Below are 18,508 nucleotides of genomic sequence, written 5' to 3' on the forward strand. Positions count from 1 at the left end.
CGGCTCCGGCCGCGGCAGCCCCGGCCCCGGCCATCCCCGCTCCCGCGGCCCCCGAGACCGAGGGCGCCTACGTCACCCCGCTGGTGCGCAAGCTGGCGGCCGAGAACAACGTGGACCTGTCCACCGTCAAGGGCACCGGCGTCGGCGGCCGAATCCGCAAGCAGGACGTCATCGCCGCCGCCGAGGCCGCCAAGGCCGCCGCCCAGGCCCAGGCCGCCCCGGCCGCCGCCGCGCCGAAGGCCGCCCCGCAGGCGGTGTCCCCGCTGCGTGGCCAGACCGTCAAGATGCCGCGGATGCGCAAGGTCATCGGCGACAACATGATGAAGGCCCTGCACGAGCAGGCGCAGCTCACCAGCGTGATCGAGGTGGATGTCACCAAGGTCATGCGGCTGCGCGCGCAGGCCAAGGAGGCGTTCGCGCAGCGCGAGGGCGTCAAGCTCTCGCCGATGCCGTTCTTCGTGAAGGCCGCCGTCCAGGCGCTGAAGGCCCACCCGGCCGTCAACGCCCGGATCAACGACGACGGCACCATCACGTACTTCGACGTGGAGAACGTCGGCATCGCGGTGGACGCCGAGAAGGGCCTGATGACCCCGGTCATCAAGAACGCGGGCGACCTGAACATCGCCGGTATCGCCAAGAAGACGGCGGAGCTGGCGGGCAAGGTCCGCTCCAGCAAGATCACCCCGGACGAGGTGTCCGGCGCCACCTTCACGATCAGCAACACCGGCTCGCGCGGTGCGCTGTTCGACACGATCATCGTGCCCCCGAACCAGGTCGCCATCCTGGGCATCGGCGCGACCGTCAAGCGCCCGGTGGTCATCGACCACCCGGAGCTGGGCGAGACCATCGCGGTGCGCAACATGACGTATGTGGCGCTCTCCTACGACCACCGCCTGGTGGACGGTGCCGACGCGGCCCGCTACCTGACGGCCGTCAAGGAGATCCTGGAGACCGGTGAGTTCGAGGTGGACCTCGGTCTCTGAGCCTTCCGAGGAATCCTCCGAGGCATTGCCGCGCCCCGCACGGGCTTTCCGTGCGGGGCGCGGTTTTCGTTACCGCAGTACCGGGATAATGGCTACTGTTCACCGCTGGTTCTAAGGAGCTCCCCATGGCCCCGCCCGTCGTCCACTCGCTCCGCGAGCAGATCCGCGAGCACATCGTGGAGGGCATCGTCAGCGGCCGCTGGAAGCCGGGCGAGCGGATCGTGGAGCGCAGGATCGCCACGGAGCTGGAGGTCAGCCAGACGCCCGTACGGGAGGCGCTGCGGGAGCTGGAGTCGCTGCGGCTGATCGAGTCGGCCCCCAACAAGGGCGTCCGGGTGCGGAATCTGACCGCCTCCGACCTGGAGGAGATCTATCCGGTACGGGCCGGGCTGGAGCAGATCGCGGCGGAGCTGGCCGCGCCCGTGCTGGCCGAGGACACCTCCGCCCTGGAGCCCGAGGTGCGGGGGCTGCACGAGGCGGACCGTAAGGCCGACGCGGAGGCGCAGGTCCGGCACACCGTGGCGTTCCACCGTGAGCTGGTGCGGGCGTCCGGGAACAGCGTGCTGCTGCACACCTGGGAGTCGCTGGGCATCGAGATCTGGACGACGCTGTCGATCCGCTGGCTGGGCACCGTCCAGGAGTCGTACGCCGAGGAGCACCAGGCGGTGGTGGACGCCTTCAAGCGCCGGGATCCGAGGGTCGGCGAACTGGTCAAGGAACATGTCCTCGGCTGTGCACCGCGTGCCTAGTTTCGCGGCACGGAATGCCAATTTCGCCTTACGGAGCACTTTTTCCTTGGGAGACCTTTGATCGATCATCGATCAGACTTAGAGTCGGTTTCATGACCGATCTCGCACGCACGCGGCCGAGTGCGCTCGACCAGCTTCCCGACCGTGACCCCGAGGAGACCGCCGAATGGGGCGCCTCCCTGGACGCCGTCGCACAGGCGGCCGGGTCCCACCGCGCCTCGTATCTCATGCGCCGCACCCTGGAGCGCGCCGAGAGCACCGGGCTCGCCCTGCCGCCCCTGCTCGAGTCGGACTACGTCAACACCATCCCGACCGCCGCCGAGCCCGCGTTCCCGGGCGACGAGGCCATGGAGAGCCGCATCACCGCCTGGAACCGGTGGAACGCGGCGGCGATGGTCACCCGCGGCAGCCGGGACGGCCTCGGCGGCCACATCGCCACCTTCGCCTCCGCCGCCTGGCTCTACGAGACGGGCTTCCAGCACTTCTTCCGCGGCAAGGAAGCGGACGGCAGTGGCGACCAGCTCTACATCCAGGGCCACGCCTCCCCCGGTATCTACGCCCGCGCCTTCCTCGACGGGCGGCTGACCGAGCACCACCTGGACCACTTCCGCCGCGAGGCGGGCGGTGCGGGTCTGCCGTCCTATCCGCATCCGCGGCGGATGCCGTGGCTGTGGGAGTTCCCCACCGTCTCGATGGGTCTCGGCCCGATCTCCGCGATCTACCAGGCGCGCTTCAACCGCTATCTGGCCGCGCGCGGCATCAAGGACACCGCCGACTCCCATGTCTGGGCCTTCCTCGGCGACGGCGAGATGGACGAGCCGGAGTCGACGGCCGCGCTGGCGCTGGCCGGGCGCGAGGGCCTGGACAACCTCACCTTCGTCATCAACTGCAATCTCCAGCGGCTCGACGGCCCGGTGCGCGCCAACTTCAAGATCGTGCAGGAGCTGGAGGCCCAGTTCCGCGCGGCGGGCTGGAACGTGGTCAAGTCGCTGTGGGGCTCCGCCTGGGACGAGCTGTTCGCGCTGGACACCTCGGGTGCGCTGGTCCGCCGGCTGCGCGAGGTCCCGGACGGCCAGTTCCAGACGTACGCGACCCGCGACGCGGCCTACATCCGCGAGCACTTCTTCGGCGCCGAGCCGGAGCTGGCCCGGCTGGCCCAGCGGCTCACGGACGCCAAGCTCACCGAGTGCTTCCACATCTCCCGCGCGGGCCATGAGCCGCGCAAGGTGTACGCGGCCTACCGCGCGGCCATGACGCACAAGGGCGCCCCGACCGTGGTGCTCGCCCAGACCGTCAAGGGCTGGACGCTGGGCCCCGGCTTCGAGTCGCGCAACGCCAACCACCAGATGAAGAAGCTGACCGGCAAGGAGTTCCGCGCCATGCGGGACCTCCTCGAACTCCCCATCCCGGACAGCAAGCTGGACGACGGCCTCGTCCCCTACGTCCACCCCGGCCCCGACTCCCCAGAGGTCCGCTACCTCCAGGAGCGCCGCGCCGCCCTCGGCGGCCCCGCCCCGGCCCGCAAGGTCCACGCGGTGGCCCTGCCCGAGCCGTCCGCGAAGCCGTTCGAGACGCTCGCCAAGGGCTCCGGCAGCCAGGAGATCGCCACCACCATGGCCTTCGTCCGGCTGGTCAAGGACCTGATGCGGGACAAGGAGACCGGGCGGCGCTGGGTGCCGATCGTGCCGGACGAGGCGCGGACCTTCGGCATGGAGTCGCTCTTCCCCACCGCCGGGATCTACTCCCCGCTCGGCCAGACCTACGACCCGGTCGACCGCGATCAGCTCCTGTACTACAAGGAAGCGCAGAACGGTCAGATCCTCAACGAGGGGATCACCGAGGCCGGTTCGATGGCCGACTTCACCGCCGCCGCGACGTCGTACGCGACCCATGGCGAGCCCATGATCCCCTTCTACATCTTCTACTCGATGTTCGGCTGGCAGCGCACCGCCGACCAGATGTGGGCGCTCGCCGACCAGCTCGGCCGCGGCTTCCTCATCGGCGCCACCGCCGGCCGTACGACGATGACCGGCGAGGGCCTCCAGCACGCCGACGGCCACTCCCCGCTGATCGCCTCCACCAACCCGGCGGCGCTCGCCTACGACCCGGCCTTCGCGTACGAGATCGGCGTGATCGTGCGGGACGGGCTGCGGCGGATGTACGGCCCCGAGGCCGAGGACGTCTTCTACTACCTGACCGTCTACAACGAGACCAAGGTCCAGCCGCCGATGCCTGCGGGCGAAGGCGTCGAGGAGGGCATCCTCAAGGGCCTGTACCGCTACCAGGAGGCCACGGCCCCGGCCGCGGACTCCCCCCGCATCCAGCTCCTCGCCTCCGGCACCGCCATCCACTGGGTGCTGGAGGCCCAGAAACTCCTCGCCGACGACTGGGGCGTGGCCGCCGACGTGTGGTCCGCCACCTCCTGGAGCGAGCTGCGCCGTGACGCCCTGTCCTGTGACGCGGCGCAGCTCAGTGGCGAAGACCGGGTCCCGTACGTCACCCGTGCCCTGGCAGGCGCACCGGGCCCGGTCCTCGCCGTCAGCGACTGGATGCGGGCCGTCCCCGACCAGATCAGCCAGTGGGTCGAGCAGGACTGGTACTCGCTGGGCACCGACGGCTTCGGCCTCTCCGACACCCGCGAGGCCGCCCGCCGCCACTTCGGCGTGGACGCCCCGGCCATCGTGGTGGCCGCCCTGTCCCGGCTGGCCCGGCAGGGCGCGGTACGGGCCACCGCGCCCAAGGAGGCCGCGGAGCGGTACGGCATCTGAGGCGCACCGCGGCATGTGAGAGCCCCGCCCATGCGCCATGGCGGCGTATGAGCGGGGCCAGTCGTTTCACAGCGGCCAGGAGTTCGCGGAGTCGTCCAGCCAGGCGTGTGTCTCTTCGGCCGTGACCGTGAGACCGAACCGGGAATGATCCGGTTCGCCATGGCTTACCCACCAGTGGTAAGCACTCTCCACCTCGCACCACAGTCGGCGAGGGCCGGACTGGTAGACCTTGGCCTCCTTGCGGTCATCACGGAAGACGACGACCGCCCAGGACCTGTCCGAGCTGCCGCGAGTTCCGTAGAACCACACGGCGCGCCGGCCATCCCGCTTGCGGTCGGGGTTGTGGGCAACATCGGGCACACGCAGCCCCAGGGCGAAACCGACAGCGTCGAAACTCCCGGTGCCGCAGATTTCCGCCTCACTGAGCGTCGTGGTGGACGTGTCCGCAGCGTCCAGTGCCCCTGGCGGTACGTATTCGTCGTGCCGGGGCCACAAGAACCGTTGAGAGCGCAGCCGCATGAACGCCACGGGCCGGGTGAACGGTCCTGACGCGCTGCGTCCGTGCCGGGCGACCACGAGTCGGGCGGTCGCTTCGCCCGGCCAGTAGTACGTCCCCCAGGGAACGAGAAGCACCCCACCTGGCTTCGACTGCTCCACCCAGGCGAACGGGATCTTCCGCAACCCGCACGTGGCGATGACGCGATCGTACGGAGCCCGTGCGACGTGCCCGAGGAGTCCATCCCCGTGCACCACCTCCACGGGCATCCCGAAACGGTCCAGGGAATCCCGAGCATCCGAGGCGACGGCGCCGTCCACTTCCACGGTGACGACGTTCTCGGCGCCCAGACGATAGGCCAGCAAAGCCGCGTTCCATCCCGTACCGGTACCGATCTCCAACACCCGCTGTCCCGGCTTCACATCCAGGTCGGCCAGCATGGAGAACACCAGGCTCGGCATGGACGACGAGGAACTGAAGGACTTGCCCGGCTCGGGGCCCTCGTGCGCGCCGTCGTCCCATTGCGTGACGATGGGATCGTCGGAGTCGGCGTATAGCTGCCACGCTTCCGGATCCTGCTCCTCGCTGACCGTGGAGTATCGGCCGGTGGCCATGTCATGCGGCCATATCAGGGCAGGCAGGAAGCGGGAGCGTGGCACGGCCTCATAGGCGGCGGCCCAGTCGGCCGACATGGCTCCCGTGTCGAGCAGGAGGCGACCCAGCTCCTCACCAGTGGCCCGCCCCGCCTGCTCAGCCGCGCTTGTCACTTCCGGTGCGTCCCATCGCCGGGAGGCGTCGAACCGTCCGGGTGGGGCTCGTCGGTGGGCGTCCACGGCCGCCCGGGGTGCCCGTCGCCTCCGTCATCGTCCTTTCCGTGCCGGCCGCCTTGTCCGAATAAAATGCCCAATTGGATGCTCATCGGTTCCCCTCCCGAGAGTCCCGATCTCCACCGTGCTGTCAGCGCTGCCCCGCGGACACACGGCTTCGTCGGCTTCAGGTTGTCGTACATCCAGTCAACATCCACCCCAGTGCGGGAACTTGCACATCGTTTGCACTGGGACGGTGTGAGCATTCGTCCACTTGTGACTATGGCTGACAGGACCTGTATCCGCGAGAAAGGTTGAGCCCATGAGCACCACAGAGCTTGCCCCCGGCGCCAATGTCGCCGTGCTCCGCAAGGAGCGGGGCTGGAGTCAGAGCCACACGGCTCGCAAGGCCACCGTCTCTGTGTCGCTCCTGTCCAAGATCGAGGTGGGGGACCGGGCGCTGACACCTGCCGTCGCCGCTGCCCTGGCTCGCGCCTTCGGCGTGACCATGGACGAGGTACTTGGCCGTGCCCCAGTCGCTCAGGAGGATCGAGCGCGTCTCTCCTCCCTCCGGGCCGCCATCAGGGACTACGACCTGCCGGACAGGCAGCCTGTCGAGGAACCTCGTATCGGCGCGGCTCTGGAGGCCGTTGGAAGGTACCGGGACGCCGTAGACGTGGTCGGGCTCAAGCAGTTACTCCCGAGCCTTCTGCGGGACGCCACGACACACGCACACGCGGCCAACACCGCAGAAGCCTGGATGGCGCTCGCAGAGGTCTACAGCTCCGTGTATTGGCTCGCCGCGCGGCATCGCTGGATGGACCTGGCAGAGCTGGCCGTGGCTCGGCAGAGGTGGGCTGTGGAGCAGAAGCCCAATCCCCTCGGGGAAGCCGTCGCGGCCCGGGACAGGGCCGGCACCTATCTCAACTTCGGTGATGTCGAGCGTGGGCTGACACTTGTGGATCGGGCGATTGCCAAGGCACAGGCATCGCTCAGCGGAACTGATCGCGATATCGCGGTATCCATCCTGAACCTCCGAGGGATGACCCTTGCTGGTCGGCTGGCGGATAAGCGGGAAGCGAAACGGGAAGCTCAGCGCCATATCGACTCTGCTCACAACGCCGACATCAGCATTGGCCGTGACATAGATGTGCATGGTCTGACGGTGGGACCTCAGAACACGTTCACGCACGAACTCGCCACCCGCGTGGATCTTGGTGGGCTCCGGGACGCGCTCAGGATGACCGACGACCTGCCTGCCGCCCTCGCGGGTCTGCCTCCGACACGGGTAGCCCCGACGCACATCAACTACGCCAGGGCTCAGCTTGACCTTGGGGACCGTGACGGGGCGCTGGAGAACCTGGGCATCGCCTGGGATGCGGCACCACAGATGGCCCGTATCCATCCGATGGGCCGGGAAGTGTTCCGGGTGGTGTCGTCACTGCACCGGAGGAGCAACACAAAGTTGTTGAAACTCTCGAAGTTGGCAGGGATTGAGCTCTGAACCACTGCTGTCCCGGCCGGCCCGCCAGGGCGCGGTGCGGCCGACCTCGGTGCGGCCCTGCCGGAGCGGGGACCGCTCCCCGGAGGACACGGCATCATGGGGCGGTGCGTGCTGCCCGGCTCATCAAGATGGTGCTTCTGCTCCAGGCCCGGCCCTCGATCACGGGGGCCGAGCTGGCGCGGGAGCTGGAGGTCTCGGAGCGCACCGTGACCCGGGACGCCGCCGCGCTCTCCGAGGCGGGGATCCCGGTCTACGCGGACCGGGGCCGGGCCGGGGGCTACCGGCTCATCGGCGGCTACCGCACCCGGCTGACCGGCCTCGGGCGGACCGAGGCCGAGGCGCTGTTCCTGTCCGGCGTCCCCTCCGCGCTGCGCGAGATGGGGCTCGCGGACGCCGCCTCCGCCGCCCGGCTGAAGGTGTCCGCCGCGCTGCTCCCCGAGCTGCGGGACGCCTCCCACACGGTGGCCCAGCGGTTCCATCTCGACGCTCCGGGCTGGTGGCGGGAGCCGGAGACGCCGGAGCTGCTGCCGAGGATCGCCGACGCGGTCTGGGACGATCTGCGGATCACCGTGCGCTACCGGCGCCGGGACGCGGAGGTCCGGCGGGAGCTCGAACCGTACGGGCTCGTCCTCAAGGCGGGCGTCTGGTATCTCGCGGCCCGCGCGGAGGGCGGCTTCCGGGTGTACCGGGTGGACCGCTTCACGGCCGTGGAGCCGGACGGCACCCACTTCACCCGGGACGAGGACTTCGACCTGCCCGGCTTCTGGGGGGAGCGGGCCGATCAGTTCGCCCGCTCGATCCTGCGGGAGAAGGCCGTCGTACGGCTGACCCCGGCCGGTGCCCGGGGGCTGCCGCATGTCACGGACCGGGCGGCGGCCGAGGAGGCCATACGCGAGGCCGGGGAGCCCGACGGGCAGGGGCGGCTCACCGTCACCCTGCCCATCGAGTCGTACGAGGTCGCCCTCGCCCAGTTGCTCGGGCTCGGCCCGGAGGCGGAGGTGCTGGAGCCGCCGGAGCTGCGCGCGCTCTTCACGGATGCGGCGCGCGGCATGGCGCAGCTCTACGAGTGACGGCGGAGCCGATGCGGGTTGCCGCCGAGTAGGTTGGCCGTTCCGGGCGGGTACGTCTTCGGGCACCCGGCCTCACGACCGGACCGCAGCCGTGCCGGAGGACCAGCGAGCCCTTACGGAGTCCGCGTCGTCGGCGTGGGGCGCAGGGGTGCCGTACGGGCCGCGCGTCGGGTTCCGACCAGCAGCAGGACGTTCGCGAGCAGGAGGATCGGCCAGGGCGTGAATACGAGGACCACAGCGCCGACCATGATCCAGATCCCCAGCATCCACGCGATGAACGTCGGCGGCACGATGCCGCGGCGGTCCAGCCACAGCACCATCAGGCCGACCACGGTGAGCGGCACGCCGAAGCTGGCCAGACTCAGCCAGTACGCGCTGTTCGCCGGGCTCATCGCGGCGAGGTCGTCGTCCCATAACGCCCCGCTGAACCACTCCCCCGCGTGGTCCGCGGCGCCCTTCACCGTCAGGGCGCCGATCGTGTGCGCCGCCCCGAAGAACACCATGAGCCAGCCAGCCCATTTGATCATTTGAGTCTCCCGCCCTTCCTACCGCGACAGAAGGAAGTGGACCTCGCGGGGCCTGACCTCAAGATCGCTCAAGCCGTCGGGCGTCGCGCCCAACGCGCCGGCGACGTCGGCCGCCGCCCGGAAAGTCTCCTCGGACTCGAACGCGCCGGTGGTGACGACGGCCGCGCCGTCCGGGGTGGCCCAGACCCCGACGGACAGGAAGCCCGGCTGCGTCCGCGTCGCCTCGGCGACCTGGTGGCACTGGCCGACGAACTCCTCGACGTGCTCGGGGGCCGGGTAGTGGAAGGCGACGAAACCGAATGACATGACGGTGTCCCCTCTCGTTTTATACGCTGCCGTATAAGACGAGGTTAGACCCGTTATACGGCTCCGTATAGTCGATGGCAGGGGTGAGGTGGGCCACAGATGGGCGCATTGCGCACACCGCGGGAGAAGTGGATCCAGGAGGGATTGCGGGCGCTGGCCGCAGGCGGTGTGGACGCCGTGCGGGTCGAAGCACTGGCCAAGGCGCTGGGGGTGACCAAGGGCGGCTTCTACGGCTATTTCGCCGACCGCAACGCACTGCTGGAGAACATGCTCGACACCTGGGAGCACGAAAGTATCGACGCGGTGTTGCAGCGGGTCGAGCACGTCGGCGGCGACGCCAGGGACCGGATCCGGCTGGCCGGGCGGCTGACCTTCTCCGACGACCGCCTGCTCATCGAGCTGGCGATGCGCGACTGGGCCCGGCGCGACAGGGGAGTCGCCGAACGCCTGCGCCGGGTCGACAACCAGCGGATGCAACTGGCGCGGGAGATGATCGGCACGTTCTGCTCCGACCCCGACGAGGTCGAGGCCCGCAGCCTGCTCGCCTTCTGCCTGGCCATCGGCCACCACTTCCTGGCCGCCGAGCACCCTGGCCGCACCCGCGTCGACGTCCACGCCCGCGCCGCCGACCTCATCCTCGGCCTCCCGCATGACGACCCGGCGGACGGCCCCTCCTCAGGCCCCTGAGACACGGTCACCAGCCGGCCGGGCTCCCCAGGAAACCGGCGACAGTTGACTACCCGAGCTCACCGGTACCAAGGCCGCTGCCGATGGCCGGCGGAGCTCTGCCCGGGCCGGCAGAGCTCCGCCGGTAAGACGCCGTGCCCTACCGGTAGTCCGCGGCCGTGCCCGCCTTGCCGCCGAAGACCACGTCCCGGAAGTAGCCGAGGACATCGGGCCGGGAGCCGTCCCGGTCGGTGAAGCCGTAGACCTTGGCCAGATCGCCGCTGAAGACGGACTTCCCGCTCCAGCGCGCCCGGTCCGGGTCGGCGGCGAGCGCGGCGACCGCCCGTCCGACGAAGTACGGCGACTCGGCGATGGCGAAGTGCGGCTCCTTCGCCACCGCGTCGCGCCAGTTCTCCTCCGTCACCCCGAAGTGGTCCAGCATCTGCTCGGAGCGCAGAAAGCCCGGCGAGATGCTCACCGCCGTGCCGTCGAACTCCTTCAGCTCCTCCGCGAGCCCGAAGGCCGTCCGGATCGGGGCGTTCTTGGCGAGGTCGAAGAAGAGGTTCTCGCGGTAGGTCTGGTTGAACTCCTCATTGCCGTCGGTCACCTCGACCACCAGCCCGCCCGGGTGCCGGATCAGCAGCGGCAGCGCGTAGTAGCTGGTGATGAGGTGGGTCTCGACGCCGAGCCGGAGCATCCGCAGCCCGCCCGCGAGATCGGTCTCCCAGGTCTTCTTGCCGAACTCGATCAGCGCCTCACCGCCCCATACGTCGTTGACCAGGACATCCAGCCGGCCCTGCTCCCGGTCGATCCGCTCCACCAGCGCCCGGACCTGCCCGGGCTCCAGATGGTCGGTCGGCACCGCGATGCCCGTGCCGCCCGCGGCCGTGATCAGCTCCGCCGTCTCCTCGATGGTCTCCGTGACCCGCCCCACCTCGCTGACCCGCTCCCGAGTGGTGCGCCCCGTCGCGTAGACGGTGGCCCCGGCCGCCCCCAGTTCGACGGCCATCGCCCGGCCCGCGCCGCGCGTCGCCCCCGCGACGAGCGCGACCCTGCCCGCCAGTGCGCCCTGTGTGCTCACGTCCATACGTCCTCTCGGTGGGAATGCCGTGTGGGTGACCTGGGTCGACCCGCGTCAGCCCGAGACGATCCCGGTCGGCCCAGGTCGACCCTGGCAGGGAAATCCGACACCCGCTGTCTGGTATTACGAAGCGGTCGCATCCGGCGCGTTCCGCGTGCGGGGGTGCGCGGGAGGGCCGATCCTGATCCCGTGATGATGGACGAGGTCCCGTGATGATGGACGAAACGGAGTTCTGGGGGCTGGTCGACAGCGCCCGGGAGGTCGCGGACGGCGACCCCGAGGACCAGTCCGACCTGCTCGTCGATCAGCTCTCACAACTCGACCCCGACGCGGTGCTGGACTTCGCCCGGCACTTCGAGGCCCGCTCCAACCGGGCATACCGCTGGGATGTGTGGGGCGCCGCCTGGGTGCTGCTCGGCGGGGTCAGCGACGATGCCTTCGAGGCGTTCCGCTTCTGGCTGATCGGCCAGGGCCGGGAGATCTTCGAGGGCGCGCTGCACGATCCGGACGCGCTCGCCGACCTGCTCGAGGACTTCGATGAGCAGGTGGACGGCGACTGCGAGGACCTGGGGTACGCGGCGGACGAGGCGTACGAGCGGCTGACCGGGGCGCCCCTGCCCGACCTGGGGCTCGCCCCCGCGCCCCGGGAACCGATCGGGGAACCCCTCGACTTCGAGAGCGAGGCGGTGCTGGCGGAGCGGTATCCGCGGCTGTGGGAGCGCTTCAGGGGCTGACCACGGACGCTCGTCCGCGCCCCGTCCGCGCCTCGGCCGCGCCCCGTCCGCGCCTCAGCGGTCCAGCGAGCGGCCCATCAGCACATCGTCCACGTACTCCCCCGCCAGCAGGAACTCCCCCGGCAGCACGCCCTCCACCGCGAACCCCTCCGACGCGTACAGCCGCCGTGCCGGGGTGTTGTGGCCCAGCACCCGCAGCGTGATGCGGGTCGCGCCCTGCCGCCGTGCCTCCTCGCACGCGGCGCCGAGCAGCGCCCGCGCCACGCCCTTCCCCCGCGTCCGCTCATCCACCGCGAGCCCCTGGATCTGGCGGACATGCGTGTTGCAGGCCAGCGGGGTCGACGGCACGAGCCGTATATAGCCGACCGGGCATCCGCCGAACTCGGCCACGAGGATGTGCTCGACGCGGTTGTGCTGGGTGAAGAAGGGGTCGTACGGCGGCTGCGGCCGCGGCTGTACGGAATGCAGCACCGACCAGGTGCGGCGGTCCAGCTCGGCCAGCGCCGTCTCGTCGTCGAGCACGGCGGGGCGGATGATCAGCTCGGGCTGCCGGGACGCGCGGTGCAGGCCAGACGGCTGGGGCGGGCCGGAAGGCTGGGACGGGCCGGAAGGCTGAGGCGGGCCGGAGGGCTGGGACGGGTCGGAGGGCTGGGGCGGGTCGGAGGGCTGGGACATGCGAGTCACTGTGCCACGCCCGCCTGTTGTCCGACATCCCTCCCGTGATCGAGGGCAGGATGGGGCCATGCGTATCGCGGTCACCGGCTCCTCAGGGCTCATCGGCACGGCACTCGTCCGCTCGCTGCGCGAGGACGGCCACCAGGTGGTGCGCCTGGTGCGGCGTCCGCCGCGTGCGGAGGACGAGGTGGAGTGGGACCCACGGCGGGAGTGGGTGGACACGAAGGGGCTGATGGGCTGTGCGGCCGTGGTCCATCTCGCGGGCGCGGGCGTGGGCGATCGGCGCTGGACCGACGCGTACAAGAAGGAGATCCGGGACAGCCGGGTGCTGGGCACCGCCGCCCTCGCCGAGGCGATCGCCTCGCTGGACACTCCGCCGCGGGTGCTGGTGAGCGGAAGCGCGGTCGGGTTCTACGGTGACACCGGGGAGCGCGCGGTCGATGAGAGTGCGCCCCCCGGTCACGGATTTCTTCCGGATCTCTGCCAGGACTGGGAGGAGGCGACGGCCGCGGCGCAGGAGGCGGGCGTCCGTACGGTCTTCACCCGGACCGGGCTGGTGATCTCCTCCGAGGGCGGGGCGTGGGGGCGGCTCTTCCCGTTGTTCAAGCTGGGCCTCGGCGGGCGGATGGGCAGCGGCCGGCAGTACTGGAGCTTTATCGCGCTGCGGGACCATATCGCCGCGCTGCGCCATATCCTCGACACGCCCGAGCTCACCGGCCCGGTCAACCTCACCGCACCGGCGCCGGCCACCAACCGTGAGATCACGGCGGCCATGGGCCGTGTGCTGCGCCGTCCCACGCTCTTCACGGTCCCCGCCCCGGCGCTCCGGATCGCCCTGGGCGAGATGTCCGGCGATGTCCTCGGCAGCGTCCGGGCCATCCCCCGCCGCCTCCTGGACTCCGGCTTCACCTTCACCCACCCGCATGTGGACGAGGCCATCAAGGCGGCGCTGCGGTAGGAGAGTTGGCGCCCCGTCGGCGCCCGCTCGGCGTCCGCTTGGCGCCCCGTTGACGCCCCTCGCGCTCCCCCGGTCGCAGATCGCTCGATGACGTGTGCGACCGGTGTGCGCCCGTGCCCGGTCGATGCGCGTCTGGCATCGACCGTTTTTGTCCGTACTGTCAAGACCGTCTCGCGAGCCGTCACGCGGGACCCACGTATCCGGGCCGCCGACCGGGGCAGCAGCCCCCGTGACGGACGCACCGACTTCGGGGAGGACACGTGCTCAAGCGCGCGCACCGCACGGACGTCGTCATCGTCGGCGCCGGGCTCGCGGGGCTGGCCGCGGCTCATCGGCTGACCGACGCGGGAGTGGCGGTCACGGTGCTCGAGGCCGCGCCCCGCGTGGGCGGACGGATGACGACCGACACCGTCGACGGCTTCCGGCTGGACCGTACCGGTCACCTGATGAACACCTCCTTCCCGGAGTTGCGGCGCACTCCGGGGCTCGGCGCCCTCGCCCTGCGCCCCTTCGCCCAGGGGGTGCTGGTCCACAACGAGGGGCGTACGCACCGGGTGGACACCCCCCGGAGCATGAGGGGCGCATTCACCACGGCACGCGCCCTCGCCAACGCCGCCCGCGCGCCGCTCGGCAGCGGGCTCGACCAGGCCCGACTCGGTGCCGCGCTCGGCAGGCTCGCCGCCCTGCCCGCGGACCGCCTGCTCGCCCGCCCCGACCGGCCGGTCTCCGAGACCCTGGGGGGGCGGGGCCTACCTGCTCGTACGGTCGAGGGGGTGCTGCGTCCGCTGCTCGTCTCACTGCTGAGCGACCCGGACCTCACCACCTCCAGCCGCTGCGCCGACCTCGCGCTGCGCGGCTACGCACGCGGCCGCCTCTGCCTTCCGGCGGGCGGCGCGTCCACCGTCCCCGAGCTGCTCGCGGCCGCGCTGCCGCCGGGGACGGTCCGTACGGGCGTCCGGGCCATATCGGCCTCCACCACCGCCGTCGCCACCGCCGAACACGGCGAGATCGGCTGCCGTGCGGTGCTGGTGGCCACCGGGGCGCACGACGCGGCCGAACTCCTGCCCGGGCTGCGGGTACCGGCGTTCCACCCGGTGACCGTGACGCACCACACCGCCGACCGGCCGCCACTGCGGGAGCCCGCGCTGATACTCGCCGCGGGCGGCCGGGGCCCGGTCGCCCACACCATGGTGGCCAGCGAGGTCGACCCCTCGCGCACTCCGCCCGGCCGGGTGCTGATCACCTCCACGGTGCTGGGCGCCTCCGCCGCACTGCCCGCCGCCGAACTCGACCGAGCCGTCAGGGCCCAACTGGCGGCGGTGTACGGCACATCGACCGCGGCCTGGGAGCTGCTGGCCACACACCACGACCCGCACGCGGTCCCGGCCATGCCCGCCCCCCACGACCCACGCCGCCCGGTGCGGCTGCTGTCGGGGCTGTACGTCTGCGGCGACCACCGCGACTCCAGCACGGTCCAGGGCGCCATGGCATCCGGCCGCCGAGCCGCCCGAGCGGTCCTCAGCGACTTCGGCGCCCCACCGGACGCCGGCTCCGACACCAACGCCCGCAACACGGGCACAAGGTCCTACCCGGCGGCGGCTTGAGCAGCGGCCCGCTCCTGTGCGGCCATTGACGCGTCAAGACGCCTTGGAGGCGGATGAGTTGCGCGCCGCGCGGGTAGCGGGCCCCGAGACCGCCGCGAGCGCCGCGCCCCCGAGGAAGCATCCGGCCGCGATCACGGCGGACAGCCGCATCCCGGCGTAGAAGGCGGAGCTCGCGGACGCCGCGGCGAGGGTTCCGAACAGCGCCACGCCGATGGCGCTCCCCAACTGCCGCGCCGCGTTGAACGCGCCCGACGCCGCGCCGCGCACCTCGTGCGGCGCGGCCTCCATCGCCGCGATCGTCGCCGACGGCATGGTGAACGAGGTGCCGAACCCGGCCAGCAACAGCGGCACGACCAGCAGCGCATACGGCGTATGCGGCCCCACGGCCGCCCAGCCGAGCAGCCCCACCGCCCCGGTCAACAGCCCCGCCACGGCCGGGACATGGGTGCCGACGCGCGCCGCGACCCGCCCGGACAGCGGCGAGGCGACCGCCACCAGCGCGCCCATCGGCAGCAGCGCCAGACCGGTGGAGAGCGGGTCCCAGCCCCGATGGCGCTGGAAGTAGAGGGTGGTGAGGAAGAGCAGCCCGTAAAAGCCGAGGTTGAGCAGCACCCCCACGGCCAGGGCGGCCGGGAACCGGAAACCGCTCAGCAGCCGCGGCGGCAGCGCGGGCGCCGCCGCGCGCCGCTCCAGCCACAGGAACAGCGCCCCCGCGAGCGGCGCGGCCGCCAGGGTGCCGAGCACCAGCGGATCGGTCCAGCCGCGCCCTCCCGCCTCGTTCAGCCCGGCCGTGAGGGCGGCCACCGCGACGACGCCGGTGAGCTGGGCGGCGAGGTCCAGCGGCGGACGCTCCCCGCGCGGGCGTGGGCGCGGGCACGCGGCGGGCACATGACGAATGGTGAGCCAGACGGCGAGCACGCCCAGCGGGACGTTGACGAGGAACACGGTCCGCCAGCCCATGCCCCACACCAGCACCCCGCCGAGCACCGGACCGGCCGCCGCGGCGACCCCCGCGATACCGCCCCACACCCCGAACGCCCTGGCCCGCGCGACCGGTTCGGGGTGCAGCGCCCCGAGCAGCGCGAGCGAGGCGGGCACCATGGTCGCGGCCCCGGCCCCCTGCGCCAGCCGCGCATCGACCAGAACGGCGGCGGTCGGCGCGAGCGCGCACCCGGCGGAGGCCACCGTGAACAGCCCGAGCCCGGCGAGAAACACCCGCCGATGGCCCAGCCGGTCCCCCAGCCCGCCGCAGAACAGCAGCAGCCCGGCGAAGACCAGCGTGTACCCGTCCACGATCAACTGAAGCGCCCCCTGCCCGGCCGCCAGCCCGGCACCGATGCGGGGCACGGCCACATTGACGACGGTGACGTCGAGGATGACCAGGAAGTACCCGAGGCAGATGGCAACCAACGGCACCCGCCGCACGGCGGCCGCCACGGGCGGAGCCGAGGGTTCCGAGATCCGATGCGTGGAGCGGTACGTCCTCATGCCTCCACCCTGGCCCCGAATCCCTTCGCCCCAGACCGAAACGTGGCGCGCCGAGGCGCGCGCGGAACGGGGCCACGGCCGCATCGGACGCCCCGCCGCAGCACACACCCCAAGGCGCGTGCTGCGGGCCAAATCGGCGAAGGTTCGCGCAGGCCGCCCCGTGCACGCTTCGGCCGCTGCCGAAGTGACCCCGGCCTACGCTGGACGCATGGCCACCACCACGGACGCCCGTGACGCCGACATCGCCCGCGCGGCCGCCGCGATCGCCGATCCGTCTCGTGCCCGCGTCCTGCAAGCGCTACTGGAGGGCCGCGCTCTGCCCGCGAGCGTGCTGGCCACCGAGGCCGGGGTCAGCGCCTCCACGGTGAGCGGGCATCTGGCCAAGTTGCTGGAGGCCGGGGTGGTTCGGGTCGAGCCGCACGGGCGGCACCGCTACTACCGGCTGACCGGCCCCGCCGTCGGCGAGGCCCTCGAGGCGCTGGCCCGGATCGCCCCGCCGCTGCCGGTCACCTCGCTGCGCCAGAGCAGCCACGCACTCGCCCTGCGCCGGGCGCGTACCTGCTACGACCATGTCGCGGGCGCCCTCGGAGTGGCCCTGATGGCGGCGCTGCTCGAACGCGGGGTCCTGGAGGGCGGCGACGGACGCTTCCACCCCGAGGCGGCGGAGAGCGACCGGCTGTCCGCCCCGGGCAACGACACCACGTACCGGCTGACGGACCCGGGGCGCGCGGAGCTGGCGGCGTTCGGCGTGGACGCGGACGGGCTCCCCGCGCGCCGCCCGCTGATCCGCTACTGCGTGGACTGGACCGAGCAGCGCCACCACCTGGCCGGAGCGCTGGGGGCCGCCCTGACGGACCGGCTGTTCGCGCTCGACTGGATCCGCCGTGGCAGCCGCCGCCGCGTGATCCACCTGACCGACGCGGGCCGCACCGGCCTGGAGCGCGCCTTCGGCGTCGTCGTGGACGCCTGACCGCGCCCGTCGTCCCGCCCCCGCCCCATACGCCCACCCGCCCCTACCCCAGCGCCGCCACCCGCTCCCGGTAGCCCCGGGCCGGGGCCGCGTCCCGGTAGGGCTCCAGGCGGCGCTCGAAGTCCCGTACGTACTCCACCGCCCGCACCGACCGCATCTCCGAAGCCTGCTGTGCCGCCTCCGCCGCGAGCTGGCACGCCTGTTCCAGCTCGCCCAGGCCCAGTCGTGCGCTCGCCAGCACCACCCGGCAGAACAGGCGGCTGCGCGCGAAACCGGCGCCGTGCAGTTGCAGGGAGCGCTCCGCGTGCTGGGCGGCGGCCCGGTACTGCTGTAGATCGCGGTGGCAGTGGCCGAACTCGTCGGCCAACTGCGCCTCGTCGAAGAGCCGCGCCCAGTACGGCACCTCGTCACCCGGCCGGGCCGTCTCCAGCGCCCGCTCGGCGCGGGCGAGCGAGGCGGTGCACGCGCGCACCTCGCCCAGGACGCCATGGCCGCGCGCCTCGATCGCGTGCAGCAGCGACTGGAGCACCGGCGGGGCGCCGCCGCCAACCCCCTGCTGGGCCACCCGGGCCAACTGCACGGCCTCCCGCCCATGGCCGAGATAGACGGCCTGGCGGCTCATCGTCACCAGCACATAGCTGCCGTACGTACGGTCCCCGGCCGCCTGTGCCAGCCGTAGCGCCTGGACGAAGTAGCGCTGTGCCAGACCGTGGGCGGCGATGTCGAACGAGGTCCAGCCGGCCAGCCGGGTCAGATCGGCGACCGCGCCGAACAGCCGCCGCCCGGTCGCCTCGTTGTACGAACCGCGCAGCATCGGCTCGCCCTCGTGCTCGAGATAGCGCACCAGGGCCTGGCGGGCGTGGCCGCCGCCGTACGTCTGGTCCAGCGCCGCGAACAGCTCACCGACCGAGCGCAGGGCCGCGATGTCGCCCGAGGTCACCCGGTAGCCCGGGGTGCGCCGGTCGCGGTCGTGCCGACGCTGACGGGGCAACGGCGCCCGCCCCTGGGCACCGTGAGCGCCGTGGGGACCGTGAGCGCCATGGGCACCGTGAGCGCCATGGCCGCCATAGGCGCCGTGCGCGCCCTGCGCGCCCTGGATGGCCGCACGCCCCGGTGCCACCCC

The 18,508-nt window shown here is 71.9% G+C and carries 17 protein-coding genes; 10 read left to right on the top strand and 7 right to left on the bottom strand.

From position 1 onward, the window contains the following. From sucB to aceE, 3 genes are all read left to right on the top strand, one after another. A partial coding sequence (gene sucB / locus KN815_RS32920; protein WP_253209387.1) for a 2-oxoglutarate dehydrogenase, E2 component, dihydrolipoamide succinyltransferase occupies positions 1-983 on the top strand: 983 nt, incomplete at its 5' end. Positions 984-1,108: 125 nt separating this feature from the next. After that, complete coding sequence (locus KN815_RS32925; RefSeq protein ID WP_216345514.1) at positions 1,109-1,732, top strand: GntR family transcriptional regulator; 624 nt, start codon at positions 1,109-1,111, stop codon at positions 1,730-1,732. 92 nt (positions 1,733-1,824) lie between these two features. Beyond that, positions 1,825-4,500 (top strand): pyruvate dehydrogenase (acetyl-transferring), homodimeric type, encoded by a 2,676-nt coding sequence (gene aceE, locus KN815_RS32930; protein WP_216345515.1) that lies wholly within the window; start codon positions 1,825-1,827, stop codon positions 4,498-4,500. A 66-nt stretch (positions 4,501-4,566) separates the two neighbouring features. Here aceE and KN815_RS32935 read toward each other — a convergent pair whose 3' ends face one another. Then, a complete protein-coding gene (locus tag KN815_RS32935; protein WP_253209388.1) occupies positions 4,567-5,763 on the bottom strand; it encodes a methyltransferase domain-containing protein in 1,197 nt (398 codons plus the stop codon). 361 nt (positions 5,764-6,124) lie between these two features. Here KN815_RS32935 and KN815_RS32940 point away from each other — a divergent pair, with 361 nt between their 5' ends. After that, on the top strand, positions 6,125-7,306 hold the full coding sequence (locus tag KN815_RS32940; protein ID WP_216345516.1) for a helix-turn-helix domain-containing protein: 1,182 nt from the start codon (positions 6,125-6,127) through the stop codon (positions 7,304-7,306). A 104-nt stretch (positions 7,307-7,410) separates the two neighbouring features. Continuing rightward, the gene (locus KN815_RS32945) at positions 7,411-8,376 is read left to right on the top strand and encodes a helix-turn-helix transcriptional regulator (RefSeq protein WP_216345517.1); all 966 of its coding nucleotides are present in this window, start codon (positions 7,411-7,413) and stop codon (positions 8,374-8,376) included. Between the two features lie 113 nt (positions 8,377-8,489). Here the strand turns inward: KN815_RS32945 and KN815_RS32950 are convergent, their stop codons facing one another. After that, positions 8,490-8,903: a hypothetical protein gene (locus tag KN815_RS32950; RefSeq protein WP_216345518.1), complete on the bottom strand. Its 414-nt coding sequence runs from the start codon at positions 8,901-8,903 to the stop codon at positions 8,490-8,492. Positions 8,904-8,921: 18 nt separating this feature from the next. Continuing rightward, entirely contained in the window at positions 8,922-9,209 is a 288-nt protein-coding gene (locus KN815_RS32955; RefSeq protein ID WP_216345519.1) for an antibiotic biosynthesis monooxygenase, read from the bottom strand. Between the two features lie 99 nt (positions 9,210-9,308). Here KN815_RS32955 and KN815_RS32960 point away from each other — a divergent pair, with 99 nt between their 5' ends. After that, entirely contained in the window at positions 9,309-9,896 is a 588-nt protein-coding gene (locus tag KN815_RS32960) for a TetR/AcrR family transcriptional regulator (RefSeq protein WP_216345520.1), read from the top strand. Between the two features lie 139 nt (positions 9,897-10,035). Here KN815_RS32960 and KN815_RS32965 read toward each other — a convergent pair whose 3' ends face one another. After that, positions 10,036-10,962 carry an SDR family oxidoreductase gene (locus KN815_RS32965; protein WP_216345521.1) on the bottom strand — a complete coding sequence of 309 codons (927 nt, stop codon included), beginning with the start codon at positions 10,960-10,962 and terminating at the stop codon, positions 10,036-10,038. A 209-nt stretch (positions 10,963-11,171) separates the two neighbouring features. On the opposite strand from KN815_RS32965, the gene KN815_RS32970 reads away from it, so the two are divergent. Then, entirely contained in the window at positions 11,172-11,690 is a 519-nt protein-coding gene (locus KN815_RS32970) for a DUF4240 domain-containing protein (RefSeq protein ID WP_216345528.1), read from the top strand. Between the two features lie 54 nt (positions 11,691-11,744). On the opposite strand, the gene KN815_RS32975 is transcribed toward KN815_RS32970, so the two are convergent. After that, positions 11,745-12,365, bottom strand: a complete 621-nt coding sequence (locus KN815_RS32975; protein ID WP_253209389.1) for a GNAT family N-acetyltransferase — start codon at positions 12,363-12,365, stop codon at positions 11,745-11,747. A 67-nt stretch (positions 12,366-12,432) separates the two neighbouring features. Between KN815_RS32975 and KN815_RS32980 the strand changes: the two genes are divergently transcribed. Both KN815_RS32980 and KN815_RS32985 read left to right on the top strand, forming a co-directional pair. Further along, the gene (locus tag KN815_RS32980; RefSeq protein ID WP_216345522.1) at positions 12,433-13,323 is read left to right on the top strand and encodes a TIGR01777 family oxidoreductase; all 891 of its coding nucleotides are present in this window, start codon (positions 12,433-12,435) and stop codon (positions 13,321-13,323) included. A gap of 260 nt (positions 13,324-13,583) precedes the next feature. Beyond that, positions 13,584-14,927, top strand: a complete 1,344-nt coding sequence (locus KN815_RS32985; protein ID WP_216345523.1) for an NAD(P)/FAD-dependent oxidoreductase — start codon at positions 13,584-13,586, stop codon at positions 14,925-14,927. A gap of 33 nt (positions 14,928-14,960) precedes the next feature. Here KN815_RS32985 and KN815_RS32990 read toward each other — a convergent pair whose 3' ends face one another. Further along, positions 14,961-16,415 (bottom strand): MFS transporter, encoded by a 1,455-nt coding sequence (locus KN815_RS32990; RefSeq protein WP_216345524.1) that lies wholly within the window; start codon positions 16,413-16,415, stop codon positions 14,961-14,963. Positions 16,416-16,623: 208 nt separating this feature from the next. Here KN815_RS32990 and KN815_RS32995 point away from each other — a divergent pair, with 208 nt between their 5' ends. Then, positions 16,624-17,385: an ArsR/SmtB family transcription factor gene (locus KN815_RS32995; protein ID WP_216345525.1), complete on the top strand. Its 762-nt coding sequence runs from the start codon at positions 16,624-16,626 to the stop codon at positions 17,383-17,385. A 43-nt stretch (positions 17,386-17,428) separates the two neighbouring features. On the opposite strand, the gene KN815_RS33000 is transcribed toward KN815_RS32995, so the two are convergent. After that, positions 17,429-18,508 (bottom strand): NsdA family TPR-like regulatory protein (locus KN815_RS33000; RefSeq protein ID WP_507229916.1); only part of this gene is annotated, 1,080 nt, incomplete at its 5' end.

Source organism: Streptomyces niphimycinicus (assembly GCF_018883605.1).
GTDB classification, from domain to species: domain Bacteria; phylum Actinomycetota; class Actinomycetes; order Streptomycetales; family Streptomycetaceae; genus Streptomyces; species Streptomyces niphimycinicus.